The following is a 19,241-nucleotide window of genomic DNA, read 5'->3' as shown; positions in this document are numbered from 1 at the left end:
ATCAGCAGATCACTTGTTGGCGCGGGTACCGACCACTTCGATTTCCACGCGACGGTTCTTGGCGCGGCCTTCGGTCGTGCGGTTGTCAGCCACGGGCTGCTTCTCGCCCTTGCCTTCGGTGTAGACGCGGTTCTTGTCGATGCCCTTGGAGGTCAGATAGGCCTTCACGGCTTCGGCACGACGCACCGACAGCTTCTGGTTGTACTCGTCGGTACCGATGGAATCGGCGTGACCCACGGCAATGATGACTTCCAGGTTGATGCCCTTGACCTTCTCGGCCAGGTCATCCAGCTTGGCCTTGGCGTCCGCCTTGATCACAGCCTTGTCGAAGTCGAAGAAGGTGTCGGCAGCATAGGTGACCTTGACGGCAGCGGCCGGCGGCGGGGCGGCCGGACGGGGAGCTGCAGCAGGTGCCGGGGCGGGTGCCGGAGCAGGCGCCGGAGCCGGAGCGGGTGCCGGAGCAGCCGGTGCAGCTTGCGGAGCGGGGGTGGGTTCGGGGGTGGACGCACAACCGGCCATCACGAGTGCGACTGCAGCGAACAGGGCTGCCACGGAATTCAGTTTCTTCATGGTTCTCCTCTAGCGGATTGGGGCCTGAGCGGCACGGCGGTTAAATGGAAGGCATTCATTGTTATGAGCGCCACCCGACTGTCTTATACATTGTGCCATACCAAAACGAGGGGTCAACCAGCGAAACGGGACGCGGGCGCATGCCTGCTGGGCTTTCCAACGGTCTGTTGCAGCCATGCCACATGGCCGGCACTTTAGAATTGCAGATTGCCCACGTCCGAGCTCACCCCTTCCATGACCCAATTCGCCAAGGAAACCCTGCCCATCAGCCTAGAAGAGGAGATGCGTCGCAGCTACCTGGACTACGCCATGAGCGTGATCGTCGGGCGGGCCCTGCCCGATGCCCGCGACGGCCTCAAGCCGGTGCACCGGCGCGTGCTCTTCGCGATGCACGAGCTCAACAACGACTGGAACCGGGCCTACAAGAAGTCGGCCCGTATCGTAGGCGACGTCATCGGCAAGTACCACCCGCACGGCGACCAATCGGTCTACGACACCATCGTGCGCATGGCACAGGACTTTTCCATGCGCCACATGCTGGTGGACGGCCAGGGCAACTTCGGCTCCGTCGACGGCGACAACGCCGCCGCCATGCGATACACCGAAATCCGCCTCGCCAAGATCGCGCACGAGATGCTGGGCGACATCGACAAGGAAACCGTCGACTTCGGCCCCAACTACGACGGCTCGGAAAAGGAGCCGCTGGTCCTGCCCAGCCGCCTGCCCAACCTGCTGGTCAACGGCTCGGGCGGCATTGCGGTGGGCATGGCCACCAACATCCCCCCGCACAACCTCAACGAGGTGGTGGACGCCTGCCTGCACCTGCTGCGCAACCCAGAGGCCTCCATCGACGAACTGATGGAGATCATCCCGGCGCCGGACTTCCCCACCGCCGGCATCATCTACGGCATGACGGGTGTCAAGGAAGGCTACCGCACCGGCCGCGGTCGCGTGGTCATGCGCGCGCGCTGCCATTTCGAGGACATCGACAAGGGCCAGCGCCAGTCCATCATCGTCGACGAGCTGCCCTACCAGGTCAACAAGAAGACCCTGCTGGAGCGTATCGCCGAACTGGTGCACGAGAAGAAGATCGAGGGCATCAGCCACATCCAGGACGAGTCCGACAAGTCCGGCATGCGTGTGGTGATCGAGCTCAAGCGCGGTGAAGTGCCCGAGGTGGTTCTCAACAACCTGTACAAGCAGACCCAGCTGCAGGACACCTTCGGCATGAACATGGTGGCACTGGTCAACGGCCAGCCCAAGCTGTGCAACCTGAAGGACCTGATCGAGGTCTTCCTGGACCACCGCCGTGAAGTGGTCACCCGCCGCACGGTCTTCAACCTGCGCAAGGCGCGCGAACGCGGCCACGTGCTCGAGGGCCTGGCCGTGGCGCTGGGCAATATCGACGACTTCATCGCCATCATCCGCAACGCCCCCACCCCGCCGGTGGCCAAGGCCGAGCTCATGGCCCGGCCCTGGGACAGCAAGCTGGTGCGCGAGATGCTCACCCGCACCCGCGCCGACGGCGGCGTGGTCAATGCCGACGACTACCGCCCCGATGGCCTGGAAAAGGGCTACGGCATGGGCAACGACGGCCTGTATCGACTGTCGGACACGCAGGCCCAGGAAATCCTGCAGATGCGCCTGCAGCGCCTGACCGGCCTGGAGCAGGACAAGATCGTTGCCGAGTACAAGGAAGTCATGGCCGAGATCGAGGACCTGCTCGACATCCTGGCCCGCTCCGAGCGCGTGGCCATCATCGTGGGGGAAGAGCTCGCCGCCATCAAGCAGGAGTTCGGCCACGGCAAGATCGGCCTGCGCCGCAGCCAGGTCGAGCACAACGCCCAGGATCTGGCGACCGAAGACCTGATCACCCCGACCGACATGGTGGTGACGCTCAGCCACAGCGGCTACATCAAGAGCCAGCCCCTGTCCGAATACCGCGCGCAAAAACGCGGCGGCCGCGGCAAGCAGGCCACCGCCACCAAGGAAGACGACTGGATCGACCAGCTCTTCATCGCCAACACGCACGACTACATCCTGTGCTTCTCCAACCGCGGCCGCCTGTACTGGCTCAAGGTCTGGGAAGTGCCTGCCGGCTCGCGCGGCTCGCGCGGCCGCCCCATCGTCAACATGTTCCCGCTGGCCGAGGGCGAGAAGATCAATGTGGTGCTGCCGCTGACCGGCGAATTCCGCAGCTTCCCTGCCGACCACTACGTGTTCATGGCCACCTCCATGGGCACGGTCAAGAAGACGGCACTGGATGAGTTCAGCAACCCGCGCAAGGCCGGCATCATCGCCGTGGACCTGGACCCGGGCGACTTCCTCATCGGCGCCGCCCTGACCGACGGCAAGCACGACGTGATGCTGTTCAGCGACGGCGGCAAGGCCGTGCGCTTCGACGAGAACGACGTGCGCCCCATGGGCCGCAATGCACGCGGCGTGCGCGGCATGATGCTGGACGACGGCCAGGGCGTGATCGCCATGCTGGTGGCCGAGGACGAGCAGCAAAGCGTGCTGACCGCCACCGAAAACGGCTACGGCAAGCGCACCTCCATCCTGGAGTACACGCGCCACGGCCGCGGCACCAAGGGCATGATCGCCATCCAGCAGAGCGAGCGCAACGGCAAGGTCGTCGCGGCCACGCTGGTGCATGCCGACGACGAGATCATGCTGATCACCGACAAGGGCGTGCTGGTGCGTACCCGTGTCTCCGAAATCCGCGAGCTCGGCCGTGCCACCCAGGGCGTCACCCTGATCGGCCTCGACGAAGGCGCCAAGCTCAGCGGTCTGCAGCGCATCGTCGAAAACGATGCCAATGGGGCCGAAGGCATCGAAGGCGACGCGGAAGACGCCTCCTGATGCAGCGCCCCTACAACTTCTCGGCTGGCCCGGCCACCATTGCGCCCGAGGTGCTGCAGCAGGCCGCCAGCGAGATGCTGGACTGGCACGGCAGCGGCATGGGCGTGATGGAGATGAGCCACCGCGGCAAGGAGTTCATCAGCATCTACGAACAGGCCCAGGCCGACCTGCGCGAGCTGCTGGCCGTGCCGAAGCACTTCCACATCCTCTTCATGCAGGGTGGTGGCCTGGCGGAGAACGCCATCGTGCCACTGAACCTCTCGCGCGGCGGCACGGCGGACTATGTCGTCACCGGCGCCTGGAGCCAGAAGTCGCAGAAGGAAGCGCGCAAGTATTGCAACGTGCACATCGCTGCCAGCGACGAGGCCCGGGGCTTCACGCAGCTGCCCGCGCCGGCCGGCTGGCAGTTCAGCCCCGAGGCCAGCTACGTGCACCTGTGCTCCAACGAAACCATCCACGGTGTCGAGTTCCATGCGCTGCCCGACCTGCAGGCCCTGGGCTCGCGGGCCCCGCTGGTGATCGACTTCTCCTCCCAGGTCGCCTCGCGCCCGGTGGACTGGGCGCGCGTGGGCCTGGCCTACGGCGGCGCACAGAAGAACATCGGCCCGGCCGGCCTGACCCTGGTCGTGGTCCGCGAGGACCTGCTGGGCCATGCCCTGCCGGTCTGCCCCAGCGCCTTTGACTACAAGACCGTGGCCGACAACCAGTCTATGTTCAACACCCCGCCGACCTACGCCATCTATATGGCCGGCCTGATCTTCCAGTGGCTGAAAAAAATGGGCGGTGTGCCGGCCATCGAGGCGCGCAACATCGCCAAGGCGAAGCTGCTCTATGAGGCCATCGACAACTCGCAGTTCTATGTGAACCGCGTGGCCAGGGACTGCCGTTCACGCATGAACGTGCCCTTCTTCCTGCGCGACGAATCCCGCAACGAGGCCTTCCTGGCCGGCGCCAAGGCCGCCGGCCTCTTGCAGCTCAAGGGCCACAAGATGGTCGGCGGCATGCGCGCCAGCCTCTACAACGCCATGCCGCTCGAAGGCGTGCAGGTCCTGGTCGAGTACATGCGAGAATTCGAACGTACACATAGCTGATTCCCTGATGGCCAAGACCCTGCCCGAACTGCGCATCCAGATCGACGCCCTGGATCAGGAACTGCTCGCCCTGCTGAACCGCCGGGCCGCCCTGGCCCATGAAGTGGGCGAGATCAAGAAGGTCGAGGGCTCACCCGTGTTCCGCCCCGAGCGCGAGGCCCAGGTCATCTCCGGCCTGCAGGCGGCCAACCCCGGACCGCTCCAGCGCGACAGCGTGGCCACCATCTGGCGCGAGATCATGTCGGCCTGCCGCGCCCTGGAGGCGCCGCAACGCGTGGCCTACCTGGGTCCGGCCGGCACCTTCAGCGAACAGGCCGCCCTGCAGTTCTTCGGCTCCAGCATCGAGCGCATGCCCTGCGGCAGCATCGACGAGGTGTTCCGCGCCACCGCCGCCGGCAGCGCCCAGTTCGGCGTGGTGCCCATGGAGAACTCCACCGAGGGCATGGTCTCGCGCTCGCTCGATCTCTTCCTCGCCTCGCCGCTGCACGTGGTCGGCGAAACCAGCCTGCTGGTACGCCACAACCTGCTGCGCCTGGGCGATTCGCTCGAAGGCATCACGGCCGTCTATGCCCACCCGCAGGCGCTGGCCCAGTGCCAGAACTGGCTCAACACCCACCTGCCGCACGCCGAACGCCATGCGGCGGCCAGCAATGCCGAGGGCGCGCGCCTGGCCTCGACGAACCCGGCCTGGGCCGGCATCGCCAGCGAGCGCGCCGGCAGCGAATTCGGCCTGCACGTGGTGGCCCACGCCATCCAGGACGACGCCTACAACCGCACCCGCTTTGCCGTGGTCTGCCTGCCGCAGACCCTGCAGACCCCCGACGTCTCGGGCAAGGACTGCGTGAGCCTGATCGTCTCGGTCCCGAACCGCCCGGGGGCCGTGCACGACCTGCTGGTTCCCCTGAAGAAACACGGCGTGTCCATGACGCGTTTTGAGTCGCGGCCAGCGCGTTCGGGCCAATGGGAATACTATTTCTACATCGACATCCAGGGCCACACCTCGCAGCCTCATGTCGCCGCCGCCTTGCAGGAGTTGCAGTCCCTCTGCGCCTTCTACAAGATACTCGGCACCTACCCGGTATCTGAATAATGAGCCCCCACGTTCATCACTTCGTGTATTCACTGCCCCCCGAGGGAGTGCAAGCCTCTCTTGGGGCTGCCCTGCGAGGGTCTTATGTTTGAACAGTTGGGTCTGATCGGTTGTGGCCTCATGGGCGGTTCCTTTGCCCTGGCGCTCAAGCGCGCCGGCCTGGTCAAGCGCGTGGTCGGCTACAGCAAGTCGCCGTCCACCACCGAACGCGCCCGCAGCTTGGGCGTGATCGACGTCGAGGCCCCCTCGGCCCTGCTGGCCGTCTCGGGTGCCGACATCGTGCTGATTGCCGTGCCGGTCTCGGCCACCGAAGCCACCTTCAAGGCCATCAAGCACCTGGTCACGCCGCAGATGCTGATCATGGACGTGGGCTCGACCAAACGCGACGTGGTGGACGCTGCGCGCCGCGCCCTGCGCGAACAGGTGGGTTCCTTCGTGCCGGCCCACCCCATTGCCGGCAAGGAAGTGGCCGGTGTGGAACACGCCGACCCCGACCTCTATTCGGGCAAGCAGATCATCCTCACCCCCCTGGATCGCACCCATGCGACCCAGGTCCAGCAGGCCATCGACGTCTGGTCCGCGCTGGGCTGCAGCGTGCTCAAGATGACACCGGAGTCGCACGACGCGGCCTTTGCGGCGGTGAGCCACCTGCCCCACCTGATCGCCTTCGCGCTGATGAACTCCGTCACCGGCCAGGGCCAGGGCAAGGACTTCCTCTCGCTGGCCGGCCCCGGTTTCCGCGACTTCACCCGCATCGCCGCCAGTGACCCGCACATCTGGCGCGACATCATGATCTCCAACCGGGAAGAGCTGCTCACCCAGTCCAAGCTTTTCCAGCGCAACCTGCAGGCGCTGGAACTCATGATCTCCAATGGCAACGCCGACGCGCTCGAAGAGTTGATCGGCCAGGCCAGCCAGGCCCGCGCCCAGTGGAGCATGAACAAGAACCGCCGGTAATCCCGAACCGATGTTTTCCACCGCGTTTCTCGACCTGCCGCCGCTGGCTGGCGCGCATGGCCGGGTGGTCCTGCCCGGCTCCAAGAGCATTTCCAACCGCGTGCTGCTGCTCTCGGCCCTGTGCCGAGGCCGCACCACCCTGCACGACCTGCTGGACTCCGACGACACGCGTGTCATGCTGGCCGCGCTGCGCCAGCTCGGCTGCGGCGTGCAGCAGGAGGGCTCCACCGTCGTGATCGACGGCATCGCCGGCCAGTTGCCTGCGACCCCGATCAAGTTCTTCATGGGCAACGCCGGCACCGCCATGCGCCCGCTGACCGCCGCGCTGGCCATTGCCGGTGGCGACTTCGAGCTCTCGGGCGTGCCGCGCATGCACGAGCGCCCCATCGGCGATCTGGTCGATGCCCTGCGTCCGCTGGGCTGCACCATCGATTACCTCGGCAAGGAAGGTTATCCGCCGCTGCGCGTGGGCAGACCCAACCTGCAGCTGGAGGCCCCGATCCAGGTGCGCGGCGATGTCTCCAGCCAGTTCCTGACCGCGCTGCTGATGGCACTGCCCCTGGTGGCCACGACAGACATCGTCATCGAGGTCGTCGGCGAACTGATCTCCAAGCCCTACATCGAGATCACGCTCAACCTGCTCGCGCGTTACGGCATCCAGGTGCGCCGCGAAGGCTGGCAACGTTTCACCATCCCCGCCGGCAGCCGCTACCAGTCGCCCGGCGTGCTGCACGTGGAGGCCGACGCCTCCTCGGCCAGTTATTTCATCGCCCTGGGTGCCATCGCCGCCGACGCGGGCGCGCCGGTGCGCATCGAGGGCGTGGGCGAAAGCTCCATCCAGGGCGACATCCGCTTCGTGGACGCCGCCCGCCAGATGGGCGCGCACGTCAAGGGCGGCCCGAACTGGCTCGAAATCAGCCGCGGCAGCTGGCCGCTCAAGGCGATCGACCTCGACTGCAACCACATCCCCGACGCCGCCATGACCCTGGCCGTGATGGCTCTGTATGCCGACGGCCCGAGCATCCTTCGCAACATCGCCAGCTGGCGCGTCAAGGAGACCGACCGCATCGCCGCCATGGCCACCGAGTTGCGCAAGCTCGGTGCCACGGTCGAGGAAGGGGCTGATTTCATCCGGGTCACGCCCATCGTGCGCTCCAGCTGGAAACCGGCCAGCATCCATACCTACGACGACCACCGCGTCGCCATGTGCTTCTCGCTGGCCGCCTTCAACCCGGCCGGCCTGCCGGTGCGCATCCTGGACCCCCAATGCGTGGCCAAGACCTTCCCGGACTACTTCGAAGCCCTGTTCTCGGTCACCACGCCGGTGAGCGGCACCGTCCCCGTGCTGTGTGTCGATGGGCCGACCGCCTCGGGCAAGGGCACCCTGGCCGCACGCCTGGCCGTGCGCCTGGGCTACCACCTGCTGGATTCCGGCGCCCTCTACCGCGTCACCGCCCTGGCCGCCCTACGCGCCGGGCTGTCCCTGGAGCCGGCCTTTGAGCCGGCCATAGCCGCCCTGGCCCGCCAGCTGCCGGTGCGTTTCGAAGGTGAGCGCGTGCTGCTGGACGGCGACGACGTCAGCGTGGCCATCCGCAGCGAAGAAGGGGGCATGAACGCCTCCAAAGTCTCGGCCCTGCCGGCCGTGCGCACGGCCCTGGTGGCCCTGCAACACAGCTTTACCCGCCTGCCCGGCCTGGTAGCCGACGGGCGCGACATGGGCACGGTGATCTTCCCGGACGCCCCCTTGAAGGTGTTTTTGACCGCCAGTGCCGCAAAAAGGGCGGAAAGACGCCATAAGCAGTTGATTTCAAAGGGGATTTCGACTACACTTGAAACCCTTCGCGCCGATCTGGAAGCGCGTGATGCGCGGGACATGTCCCGTAGCGTCGCGCCTCTCAAGCCGGCGCAGGATGCCCGCCTGCTGGACAACTCGGATCTGACGATAGAAGAATCGGTGGATCTCGTGCTGGACTGGTGGTCGGACAAGCAGCCTTTCGGGCCCTCGACACACTGAGGCCCGGGTGGCTGGACAGGCCCACCCGGCTCCCCTCGCGCAGCAAGCGCCCCGGCCGTGTGGATCAGCAACTTAACCCGCGGAACACCCGCACACAACGCCGTCGAAAGCTACCCCCCAGTCGCAATGGTGCGGCTGTCACGCCATGGCCTCCAGGCCGTGGACGCCCAGATGGTCTAGGAACTTACATGTCTGAATCTTTTGCCGCCCTGTTTGAAGAATCCCTGACACGCACCGAAATGCGTCCGGGTGAAGTGATCACCGCCGAAGTCGTGCGCATCGAGCACAGCTTCGTCGTGGTCAACGCCGGCCTCAAGTCCGAGGCCTATGTCCCCGTCGAGGAATTCAAGAACGACCAGGGCGTGCTCGAAGTCCAGGTTGGCGACTTCGTGTCGGTGGCCATCGGCTCCATCGAAAACGGCTACGGCGACACCATCCTGTCGCGCGACACCGCCAAGCGTCTGGCTTCCTGGATGAGCCTGGAAAAGGCACTGGAAACCGGCGAATTCGTCACCGGCACCACCAGTGGCAAGGTCAAGGGCGGCCTGACCGTTCTGGTCAACGGCATCCGCGCCTTCCTGCCGGGCTCGCTGGTCGACACCCGTCCGACCAAGGACCTGTCCCCGTACGAGAACAAGACCCTGGAATTCAAGGTCATCAAGCTCGACCGCAAGCGCAACAACGTGGTGCTGAGCCGCCGCGCCGTGGTGGAAGCCTCCATGGGCGAAGAGCGCGCCAAGCTCATGCAGAACCTGAAAGAAGGTTCCGTGGTGCAGGGCGTGGTCAAGAACATCACCGAATACGGTGCCTTCGTGGACCTGGGCGGCATCGACGGCCTGCTGCACATCACCGACATGGCCTGGCGCCGTGTCCGCCACCCGAGCGAAGTCGTTCAGGCCGGCCAGGAAATCACCGCCAAGATCCTCAAGTTCGACACCGAGAAGAACCGCGTGTCCCTGGGTCTCAAGCAGATGGGCGATGACCCCTGGATGGGCGTGAGCCGCCGTTACCCCCAGAGCACCCGCCTGTTCGGCAAGATCACCAACATCGCCGACTACGGCGCGTTCGTGGAACTCGAGCCGGGCATCGAAGGTCTGGTGCACGTCTCCGAAATGGACTGGACCAACAAGAACGTGGCCCCCTCCAAGATCGTGGCCCTGGGCGACGAAGTCGAAGTCATGGTCCTCGAGATCGACGAAGACAAGCGCCGCATCAGCCTGGGCATGAAGCAGTGCAAGGCCAACCCCTGGCAGGAATTCGCGCAGAACACCAAGCGCGGCGACCGCGTCAAGGGCCCGATCAAGTCCATCACCGACTTCGGCGTGTTCGTGGGCCTGGCTGCCGGCATCGACGGCCTGGTGCACCTGTCCGACCTGTCCTGGAACGAGCCGGGCGAAGCCGCCGTGCGCAACTACAAGAAGGGCCAGGAAGTGGAAGCACTCGTGCTGGCCGTCGATGTGGACCGCGAGCGCATCTCCCTGGGCATCAAGCAGCTCGACCAGGATCCCTTCACCACCTTCACCTCGGTGAACGACAAGGGCGCCATCGTGACCGGCAAGGTCAAGACCGTGGACGCCCGTGGCGCCGAGATCGATCTGGGCCAGGACATCCTGGGTTACCTGCGCGCCAGCGAAATCTCGCGTGACCGCGTGGAAGACGCCCGCAACGTGCTCAAGGAAGGCGACGAAGTCACCGCCGTGGTGGTCAACGTGGATCGCAAGACCCGCAACATCCAGCTGTCGATCAAGGCCAAGGACCTGGCCGACGAGCAGGGTGCCATGGCCAACCTGAACCAGCAGTCGGCTCGCGAAAGCGCCGGCACCACCAGCCTGGGCGCCCTGCTGCGCGCCAAGCTGGACACGTCCGAGAAGTGATGCGCATGGGGCACGCTGCTGCCAAGCGGCGGTGTGCCCCTGCCAAACACGCGAACGTCATCCACACATGACCCGCTCCGACCTGGTTGAAGAGCTGGCTGCCCGTTTCGGGCAGCTGACTCACCGCGACGCCGAGTTCGCGGTCAAGGCCATCCTGGACGCGATGAACGATGCACTGGTGCGCGGGCACCGCATCGAGATCCGCGGCTTCGGCAGCTTCTCCATCAACCGCCGGCCGCCGCGCATGGGGCGCAACCCCCGTAGCGGCGAGAGCGTGGCCATTCCCGAAAAGCGCGTTCCCCACTTCAAGCCGGGCAAGGCCCTGCGCGAGGCGGTGGACCAGCGCACCAGCGAAATGCAGGCGATCGAACCGAAAAGTTGATGCCCGCAATCGCTAGAATGCCCTCACCCGGGGGACATTGATGAAACAACTGACATGGCTGCTGAAGTGGATACTGAGGGCAGCCATTTTTTTTGCCCTGCTCGCCTTTGCCCTGAACAACCAGCAGGTTGTCAGCGTGCACCTGTTCTTCGGCCACGTCTGGCAGGCCTCCCTGGTACTGGTGCTGCTGGCCGCCTTTGCCCTGGGCCTGGCCGCCGGTGTGCTGGCCATGCTGCCGCGCTGGCTCAAGCAGCGCCACGCGGCGCGGCAGTTGCGCCGCCGGGCCGTGGCCGACAGCGAACTCGCCCTCACCACCATCCAACCGCCCCATGAATCTTGACCTGAGCTGGATCCTGCTCGGCCTGCCTGCCGCCTTCATCCTGGGCTGGCTGGCCTCGCGACTGGACCTGCGCCAGCTGCGCATCGAAAACCGGCGCAACCCCAAGGCCTATTTCCGAGGCCTGAACTTCCTGCTCAACGAACAGCAGGACCAGGCCATCGACGCCTTCATCGAGGCCGTGCAGAGCGACCCCGACACCTCCGAGCTGCATTTCGCCCTGGGCAACCTGTTCCGCCGCCGCGGTGAATACGAGCGCGCCGTGCGTGTGCACGAGCACCTGCTCTCGCGGGGTGACCTGTCCGAGGCCGATCGCCAGCGCGCCCAGCACGCCCTGGCGCTGGACTACCTCAAGGCCGGCCTGCTCGACCGCGCCGAGGACGCGCTGATCAAGCTCGAAGGCACGCCCTTCCAGGCCCAAGCCCGGCTGGCGCGCCTGGCCAACTACGAACGCTCGCGCGACTGGCCGCAGGCCGCCGAGATCGCACGCCAGCTGGAAAGCGCCGAGACCGGCAGCTTCAGCAGCCGCCTGGCCCACTACCTGTGCGAACAGGCCGCCGCCCACCTGGCGCGCGGCGAGATCGCACAGGCACAGGAGGTACTGGCCCAGGCCGTGAGCACCGCCCCCAACGCCCCGCGCGCGCGCATCGAACTGGCCCGCCTGCAGCTGGAACAGGGCCAGGCCGCCTTGGCCTGCGCCACGCTGGAAGAAGCGCTGGGTGCCTGCCCCGCGGCCACCCCGCTGATTGCCGCCCCGCTGGCCCAGGCCGCCGTGGCCAGCGGCCGCACCGTGACCGTGCTGGCCAGGCTGCAGGAGATCTACGAACAGATACCTTCGCTGGACGTGCTCGAAGCCCTGGTGACGCTGCAGGCGGCCGCTGGCAGCAGCAGCACCAGTACGCGCGACTGGTACGTGCACCACCTCGAACGCGAGCCCTCGCTGGTCGCTGCCGCCAAGTGGATCGCCGGCGAGAAGCTGGAGCACGAGCAGTTCCATCCCCAGGTGCAGCGCGCGCTGGACCACGCCGTCAAGCCGCTCACGCGCTACCGCTGCGCCGCCTGCGGCTTCGAAGCCAAGCAGCATTTCTGGCAATGCCCGGGCTGCCAGACCTGGGACAGCTACCCTGCTCGTCGAGTAGAAGAACTATGACAATTTCCAAAGCCCAACTCGCCAAGTCACGCGTGCTCGTGGTGGGCGACGCCATGATCGACCGCTACTGGTACGGCGCGGTCGACCGCATCAGCCCCGAAGCGCCGGTGCCCGTGGTGCGCGTCACGCGCGAGGAACTTCGCATCGGCGGCGCCGCCAACGTGGCCAGCAATGTGGTCTCGCTGGGTGCCCAGGCCACCCTGCTCACCGTGGTCGGTGACGACGAAGCCAGCCACACCCTGGAATCCCTGGTGGCCAAGACCGGCATCACACCGCACTTCGGCCGCGACGCCGCCCTGCAGACCACCGTGAAGCTGCGCGTGATCGGCCGCCAGCAGCAGCTCATCCGCCTCGATTTCGAGAACTCGCCCAAGAGCGAGGTGCTGGCTTCGCAGACGGCAGACTTCATCAAGCTGCTGCCCACGCACGACGCTGTGCTCTTCTCCGACTACGGCAAGGGCGGTCTGGACCACGTGCACCTCATGATCGAGCACGCGCAGGCGGCCGGCAAACCGGTGCTGATCGACCCCAAGGGCTCGGACTATTCGCGCTACAGCGGCGCCACCGTCATCACCCCGAATCGCGCCGAACTGCAGCAGGTGGTGGGCTCGTGGAGCAGCGAGGACGAGTTGCGCGCCAAGTCACGCGCCCTGCTCGACAAGCTCGGCCTGCAGGCCCTGCTGCTCACCCGCAGCGAGGAAGGCATGACACTCTATGACGCCGCGGGCGAGATCAGCGTGGCCGCGCAGGCGCGCGAGGTGTTCGATGTGACGGGCGCGGGCGACACCGTGATCGCCACTCTGGCCGCACTCGTGGGCGCGGGCCTGCCCCTGCGCGAGGCCATGCCCCTGGCCAACAAGGCCGGCGGCATCGTGGTCGGCAAGTTCGGCACCGCCACCGTCAGCTACGACGAGCTGTTCGCGGCGCCCTAAACCGAAGAGGATTTCAAGATGACCAGAGTAGTAGTGACCGGAGCGGCGGGGTTTAGCTCCGACATAACTTGCCGAGGCAAGTTAGTCTTCACTGAAACCAGCTGGAGGTTTGCATGAGAGTTGTAGTTACCGGGGCAGCTGGTTTTATCGGCGCCAACATCGTCAAGGGCCTGAATGCGCGCGGCATCGACGACATCATCGTCGTCGACGACCTGAGCCAGGGCGACAAGTTCCGCAACTTCGCCGACCTCAAGATCGCCGACTACGTGGACCTGGACGACTTCTATCCCAACTTCGAGGAAGGCCACTACGGCCAGGTCGAGGCCGTGTTCCACGAAGGTGCCTGCAGCGACACCATGGAGCAGGACGGCAAGTACATGATGGACAACAACTACACGCTCTCCTGCGAGTTGTTCCAGTCCTGCCAGGCGCAGGGCACACGCCTGCTCTACGCCTCTTCCGCCGCAACCTACGGCAACTCCGAGACCTTCCGCGAAGTGCCCGAGTTCGAGGCCCCGCTCAACGTCTACGGCTACTCCAAGCTGCTGTTCGACCAGCGCATGCGCCGCGAGCTGGGCAACAACTTCGAGCGCGCCAAGACCCAGGTGGCGGGCTTCCGCTACTTCAACGTCTACGGCCCGCGCGAGCAGCACAAGGGCCGCATGGCCAGCGTGGCCTTCCACCAGTTCAACCAGTTCCGCACGGAAGGCAAGGTCAAGCTGTTCGGCGAGTACGGCGGTTACGCCCGTGGTGAGCAGAAACGCGACTTCGTCTTCATCGACGACGTGGTGGCCGTCAACCTCTGGTTCTTCGACCACCCGGACAAGAGCGGCGTCTTCAACCTCGGCTCGGGCCGGGCCCAGCCCTTCAATGACGTGGCGCTGAGCGTGCTCAATACACTGCGCGGCCTCAAGGGGGATGCCCCCATGTCGCTGGCCGAGGCGGCCCATGGCGGCATGATCGATTACATCCCCTTTCCCGACGCGCTGCGCGGCAAGTACCAGTGCTTCACCCAGGCGGATCTGAGCAAGCTGCGCGCTGCCGGCTGTGACCACACCTTTGCCGATGTGCAAACCGGTGTGGCCCATTACGTGAAGTGGCTGGCCCGCCAGGCCTGATTGCCCTCTTCCAAGAAAAAAGCCGGCGGGATCCGCCGGCTTTTTTCTTGGGCGCGTTCAGCGCCTCATTTGCACTTGAAGACTTCGTAGGAACGCTTGCCGTACTCCAGGGAATTGCCCTTGACCACGGTGTCGCCACCTTTGTCGATGGCCTCGTTGCGCGCCATCTGCAGCAGGTTGTCTTCCACCGCCTCGGCGCTGCGCGTGAGCGGCCCCAGCGAGGACAGCACGCTGAGCGTGGAACGGCCCAGCGACTTGCACTTGGCCACTTCGCTCTCCTTGGCCAGCACGACCTGGTCGGCCCCGATGCGCTCGCCGATCAACTTGCTGGCGCAACCCGACAGGCCGGCGGCCAGTAGTCCCAGGGCCGCGAGGCGCATCAAGTTCTTCGAGAATTGCATAGTTACTCCTATCAACAACAGAAACACAATGCCCGGAGTCTAGCGGGTCTGCGTGTATCCAAATGCAAAATCCGGCTCAGGCTCCGGTCAGCTTGCGATAGGCCTCGCGCGTCTCGGGCGATACCGATGCGATCAGCTGCGCATGGCTGGTCTGGTGACGCGCCTGCATGCGCGCCGAGGCAACGGCCCGGGAACGGCAGAACCAGTGGCAGCTGTGCTGCATGAGGAACAGTTCCGCCGACATCGTGTAGGCCTTGTCGCGCAGCGGGAGCTGGCGCCGGTTCTCGGCTGCCGCGGCGATGCCCTCGGCATGGATGGCGATCAAGTGGCGCATGTCGAAAGTCTGGCGCGGAAGGATCTTGTCGGCGTAGGGAAAGGCAAAGCCCAGGGTGCTGACCTGCGTCTGGCCGTTCCAGACCTTGGAAAAATCGGCGGCAAAACGCTGGAACTGGCTGCTGAGCTCGGTCTCGGCCGTGGCCAGCAGGCTCCAGATCTGTTCGCGACGCTCGGAGTTCTCCTCGCCAAGCGCGCGCAGATACCCCTCTGTGACGTTCTCCATCAACTTCTCGATCTGGTACTGGCTCAGGTAGCCGCCCAGCAGATAGATGCGGCGCCGCTGCTCGCGCGCCTTGAGGAACTGGAAGCCCACGATGAGCGCGAGCGGCAGGAAAAAGAGAATGTCCATCGGGTCGTCGTTTCTGCGCGCAAAGGCGTCAGTTTAGACGGCTCGCAGCCTCTCAATCCGGTGCGCCGTAACCACCACCCCCGGGCGTGTGGATTTCAAACACATCGCCGGGCGCCATCGCCGCCTGACCGATGTGGCCCAATTCCTCCACACGACCATCACTGCGCAGCACGCGGTTGATACCCGGCAGGCCGGCCCGGCCACCGGCCAGACCGAAAGCGCCGCTCTTGCGGCCGTTGGACAGGATGCTGGCCGTCATGGGCTCCAGGAACAACACACGCCGCACGCCGCCATCGCCGCCGTGCCAGCGACCCGCGCCGCCCGAGCCCTGGCGCATCTCGTAGCCCAGCAGACGCACGGGAAAACGGAACTCCAGCACCTCGGGGTCGGTCAGGCGCGAATTGGTCATGTGCGTCTGCACCACGCTGGTTCCGTTGAAGCCCTCCCCGGCGCCGGAACCGCCGGAGATCGTCTCGTAATACTGGTAGGTCGCGTTGCCGAAAGTAAAGTTGTTCATCGTGCACTGGCTGGCTGCCATCACGCCCAGGGCACCGTACAGCGCATTGGTGATGCAGCTCGAGGTCTCCACATTGCCCGCCACCACCGAGGCCGGCGGGTTGGGGTTCAGCATGGAGCCCGGCGGGATGATGACCTTGAGCGGCTTGAGGCAGCCCGCATTGAGCGGGATGTCGTCGTCCACCAGGGTGCGGAAGACGTAGAGCACCGCCGCCATGCAGACCGCGGTGGGCGCGTTGAAGTTGTTGGTCTGCTGCGCGCTGGTGCCCGTGAAGTCGATCTCGGCGCTGCGTGCCTGGGCATCCACGCGGATGGCCACGCTGATCTGCGCGCCGTTGTCCAGCGGCAGCGTGAACTGGCCGTCCTTCAGGCGGGTGATCACCCGGCGCACCGACTCCTCGGCGTTGTCCTGCACGTGGCGCATATAGGCCTGCACCACATCCAGGCCGAACTGGACCACCATCTTGCGCAGCTCCTGCACGCCCTTTTCGTTGGCCGCGATCTGTGCCTTCAGGTCGGCCAGGTTCTGTTGCGGGTTGCGCGACGGATACTCGCCACTGGCCAGCAGTGCCAGGATTTCCGCCTCGCGCAAGTGACCCTGCTCGACCAGCTTGAAGTTCTGGATCTGCACGCCCTCCTCCTCGATGCGGGTCGAGAAAGGCGGCATGGAGCCGGGCGTCGTGCCTCCAATATCGGCATGGTGTCCCCGGGAACCGACGTAGAACATGGGCTGCTCCGAACCATCCAGATACACCGGTGTGATCACCGTCACATCCGGCAGGTGCGTGCCGCCGTGGTAGGGGTCGTTCAGCACGTAGACGTCGCCGGGCAACATCCTGCCGGTGTTCTCGCGAATCACGGTCTTGATGCTCTCGCCCATGGAGCCCAGGTGCACCGGCATGTGCGGCGCGTTGGCGATCAGGTTGCCCGCCGCGTCGAACAGCGCGCAGGAGAAATCCAGCCGCTCCTTGATGTTCACCGAATAGGCCGTGTTCTGCAGCTGCAGGCCCATCTGCTCGGCAATGTTCATGAAGAGGTTGTTGAAGACCTCCAGCAGCACCGGGTCGGCCGTGGTGCCGGCGGCATAGCGCTGCTCGCGTGGGACGCGGCGCGTGAGCACGATGTGGTCCAGCGTCGTGAGTTCGGCCTCCCAGCCGGGCTCCACCACCGTGGTCGCGTTCTTCTCGGCAATGATGGCCGGACCTGGGATGCGGTCGCCTGCTCTCATGTCCTCGCGCACCACCAGCGCCGTCTCGTGCCACTGGCCACCCGAATACAGACGCACCGTCTCGCGGCTGGGCACGGCGCGCGCCGGGTGCAAAGTGTGCTTCGGCTCGGCCGGCGCATCACCGGCCACCACGGCCTCCACCGATACGGCCTCCACGATCAGGCGCTTGCCCTGCATCAGGAAAGCAAAACGCTGGCGGTAGGCCGCCTCAAAGGCGGCGCTGATCTCGGACAGTGAACCGAAGGACACGATCAGCGCCGAGTCGCTGCCCTCGTAGCGCACATGCACACGGCGCTGCACGCGCACGGCGGCCGCGCTGAGCTGCTGGCGCTCCAGTTCGCTGCGCGCGGTCTGGGCCAGCGCGTCGAGCCTCCCGGTGATCGCCGGCAGGGCGTTCGCGTCCAGCGGCAACTCCACCGCCTGCTCGCGGATCACGTTCTGGTCCGCCAGCCCCATGCCGTAGGCCGAGAGCACCCCCGCCAGCGGATGCACCAGAACGCGCGTCATGCCCAGCGCGTCGGCCACCAGGCAGGCGTGCTGGCCACCGGCACCACCGAAGCACTGCAGGGTGTAACGCGTCACGTCGTAACCCCGCGCCACCGAAATCTTCTTGATGGCATTGGCCATCTGCTGCACGGCGATGCTGATGAAACCTTCGGCCACGTCTTCCGCGCTGCGCCCGGTCTGGGCCGCCAGTGCGGCGAATTTCTCGCGCACCACGGCATCGTCCAGCGCCTCCTGGGCCGCCGGGCCGAACACATGCGGAAAGTGCGCCGGCTGGATCTTGCCCAGCATCACATTGGCATCGGTCACCGCCAGCGGGCCGCCGCGCCGGTAGCTGGCCGGGCCTGGGTTGGCGCCCGCGCTCTGCGGCCCCACGCGAAAGCGTGCGCCGTCATACTGCAGGATGGAGCCGCCGCCCGCGGCCACCGTGTGGATGCTCATCATGGGTGCGCGCATGCGCACGCCGGCCACCTGGGTCTCGAACTCGCGTTCGAACTCGCCCGCGTAGTGCGAAACGTCGGTGGAGGTGCCGCCCATATCGAAGCCGATCACGCGATCCATGCCGGCCAGCTCCGCGGTCCGTGCCATGCCCACGATGCCGCCGGCCGGGCCGCTGAGGATGGCGTCCTTGCCCTGGAAGGCGTGGGCATCGGCCAGGCCGCCGGAAGACTGCATGAAAAAGATACGCACACCGGGCATCTCACTGGCCACCTGGTCGACGTAACGGCGCAGGATGGGCGAGAGGTAGGCGTCCACCACCGTGGTGTCGCCGCGGCTGACGAACTTCATCATCGGGCTGGTGCCGTGCGAGGTACTCACCTGGGTGTAGCCGATCTCGCGCGCAATTCGCCCGGCCGCCTCTTCATGCGCCGTGTAGCGATAACCGTGCAGGAACACGATGGCCACGCAACGCAGGCCGGCCTCAAATTGCGCCTGCAGCTCGCGGCGCAAGGCGACCTCGTCCAGCGGCGTGACGAGCTCACCACGCGCGCCCATGCGCTCGCTGGCTTCCACCACCGCGCTGTACAGCAGCTCGGGCAGCACGATATGGCGGTCGAACAGGCGCGGCCGGTTCTGGTAGGCGATGCGCAGCGCATCGCGAAAACCACGCGTGGTGACCAGCAGCGTGGGCTCACCCTTGCGCTCCAGCAGGGCGTTGGTGGCTACCGTGGTGCCCATCTTCACGCAGTCCACGCGTTCGGGTGTGATGGGCTCGCCCACCTTGAGCCCCAGCAGATGCCGGATGCCGGCCACCGCCGCGTCGCGGTACTGGCCCGGGTTGTCCGACAGCAGCTTGTGCGTGACCAGGCTGCCGTCGGGCCGGCGGCCCACGATGTCGGTGAAGGTGCCGCCGCGGTCGATCCAGAACTGCCAACGCTGAGCCATCAAATCCGTCATACCCAAAACTCCTCAAAACACCCTGAGTGCGGCATGCGCACAGGGACAAGTCCAGGAACACCGTGGAACCGGCTTGGCCGGGCCACTGGTGTTGTCCCCTTGAGGGGAAGGCGGCGCCAGCCGCCACAGGGG

Annotated in this window: 15 protein-coding genes; 11 read left to right on the top strand and 4 right to left on the bottom strand. The window is 66.0% G+C overall.

The features are described 5' to 3' along the window. Positions 1–9: 9 nt before the first annotated feature. Complete coding sequence (gene ompA / locus HTY51_RS04775) at positions 10–570, bottom strand: outer membrane protein OmpA (protein WP_174251660.1); 561 nt, start codon at positions 568–570, stop codon at positions 10–12. 234 nt (positions 571–804) lie between these two features. On the opposite strand from ompA, the gene gyrA reads away from it, so the two are divergent. From gyrA to rfaD, 11 genes are all read left to right on the top strand, one after another. After that, positions 805–3,432 (top strand): DNA gyrase subunit A, encoded by a 2,628-nt coding sequence (gyrA, locus tag HTY51_RS04770; RefSeq protein ID WP_174251659.1) that lies wholly within the window; start codon positions 805–807, stop codon positions 3,430–3,432. Next, positions 3,432–4,523, top strand: a complete 1,092-nt coding sequence (gene serC, locus HTY51_RS04765) for a 3-phosphoserine/phosphohydroxythreonine transaminase (protein ID WP_174251658.1) — start codon at positions 3,432–3,434, stop codon at positions 4,521–4,523. The genes gyrA and serC overlap by 1 nt, the downstream gene beginning before the upstream one ends. A gap of 7 nt (positions 4,524–4,530) precedes the next feature. Beyond that, on the top strand, positions 4,531–5,613 hold the full coding sequence (gene pheA, locus HTY51_RS04760) for a prephenate dehydratase (RefSeq protein WP_174251657.1): 1,083 nt from the start codon (positions 4,531–4,533) through the stop codon (positions 5,611–5,613). Between the two features lie 84 nt (positions 5,614–5,697). Beyond that, the gene (locus HTY51_RS04755) at positions 5,698–6,570 is read left to right on the top strand and encodes a prephenate dehydrogenase/arogenate dehydrogenase family protein (protein ID WP_174251656.1); all 873 of its coding nucleotides are present in this window, start codon (positions 5,698–5,700) and stop codon (positions 6,568–6,570) included. A gap of 10 nt (positions 6,571–6,580) precedes the next feature. Further along, entirely contained in the window at positions 6,581–8,584 is a 2,004-nt protein-coding gene (locus tag HTY51_RS04750) for a bifunctional 3-phosphoshikimate 1-carboxyvinyltransferase/cytidylate kinase (RefSeq protein WP_174251655.1), read from the top strand. Positions 8,585–8,772: 188 nt separating this feature from the next. Continuing rightward, positions 8,773–10,458, top strand: coding sequence for a 30S ribosomal protein S1 (rpsA, locus tag HTY51_RS04745; protein WP_174251654.1), 1,686 nt, complete (start codon positions 8,773–8,775; stop codon positions 10,456–10,458). A 67-nt stretch (positions 10,459–10,525) separates the two neighbouring features. Beyond that, the gene (locus HTY51_RS04740; protein WP_174251653.1) at positions 10,526–10,840 is read left to right on the top strand and encodes an integration host factor subunit beta; all 315 of its coding nucleotides are present in this window, start codon (positions 10,526–10,528) and stop codon (positions 10,838–10,840) included. Between the two features lie 40 nt (positions 10,841–10,880). Next, positions 10,881–11,180: a lipopolysaccharide assembly protein LapA domain-containing protein gene (locus tag HTY51_RS04735; RefSeq protein ID WP_174251652.1), complete on the top strand. Its 300-nt coding sequence runs from the start codon at positions 10,881–10,883 to the stop codon at positions 11,178–11,180. Continuing rightward, a complete protein-coding gene (lapB, locus tag HTY51_RS04730; protein WP_174251651.1) occupies positions 11,170–12,327 on the top strand; it encodes a lipopolysaccharide assembly protein LapB in 1,158 nt (385 codons plus the stop codon). The genes HTY51_RS04735 and lapB overlap by 11 nt, the downstream gene beginning before the upstream one ends. Further along, complete coding sequence (rfaE1, locus tag HTY51_RS04725) at positions 12,324–13,259, top strand: D-glycero-beta-D-manno-heptose-7-phosphate kinase (RefSeq protein ID WP_174251650.1); 936 nt, start codon at positions 12,324–12,326, stop codon at positions 13,257–13,259. The genes lapB and rfaE1 overlap by 4 nt, the downstream gene beginning before the upstream one ends. 113 nt (positions 13,260–13,372) lie before the next feature. Continuing rightward, on the top strand, positions 13,373–14,377 hold the full coding sequence (gene rfaD, locus HTY51_RS04720) for an ADP-glyceromanno-heptose 6-epimerase (RefSeq protein WP_174251649.1): 1,005 nt from the start codon (positions 13,373–13,375) through the stop codon (positions 14,375–14,377). A 65-nt stretch (positions 14,378–14,442) separates the two neighbouring features. Here the strand turns inward: rfaD and HTY51_RS04715 are convergent, their stop codons facing one another. The 3 genes from HTY51_RS04715 to HTY51_RS04705 all read right to left on the bottom strand — a co-directional run bounded on the left by HTY51_RS04715 (position 14,443) and on the right by HTY51_RS04705 (position 19,109). Continuing rightward, positions 14,443–14,757, bottom strand: a complete 315-nt coding sequence (locus HTY51_RS04715) for a DUF4156 domain-containing protein (protein ID WP_174251648.1) — start codon at positions 14,755–14,757, stop codon at positions 14,443–14,445. Positions 14,758–14,854: 97 nt separating this feature from the next. Then, the gene (locus tag HTY51_RS04710; protein WP_174251647.1) at positions 14,855–15,463 is read right to left on the bottom strand and encodes a hypothetical protein; all 609 of its coding nucleotides are present in this window, start codon (positions 15,461–15,463) and stop codon (positions 14,855–14,857) included. 52 nt (positions 15,464–15,515) lie between these two features. Next, complete coding sequence (locus HTY51_RS04705) at positions 15,516–19,109, bottom strand: hydantoinase B/oxoprolinase family protein (RefSeq protein ID WP_174251646.1); 3,594 nt, start codon at positions 19,107–19,109, stop codon at positions 15,516–15,518. Between the last annotated feature and the right edge of the window lie 132 nt (positions 19,110–19,241).

The sequence above is a fragment of the Rhodoferax sp. BAB1 genome (assembly GCF_013334205.1).
Taxonomy (GTDB): domain Bacteria; phylum Pseudomonadota; class Gammaproteobacteria; order Burkholderiales; family Burkholderiaceae_C; genus Hylemonella.
This window is presented reverse-complemented; position numbering and strand designations above follow the sequence as displayed.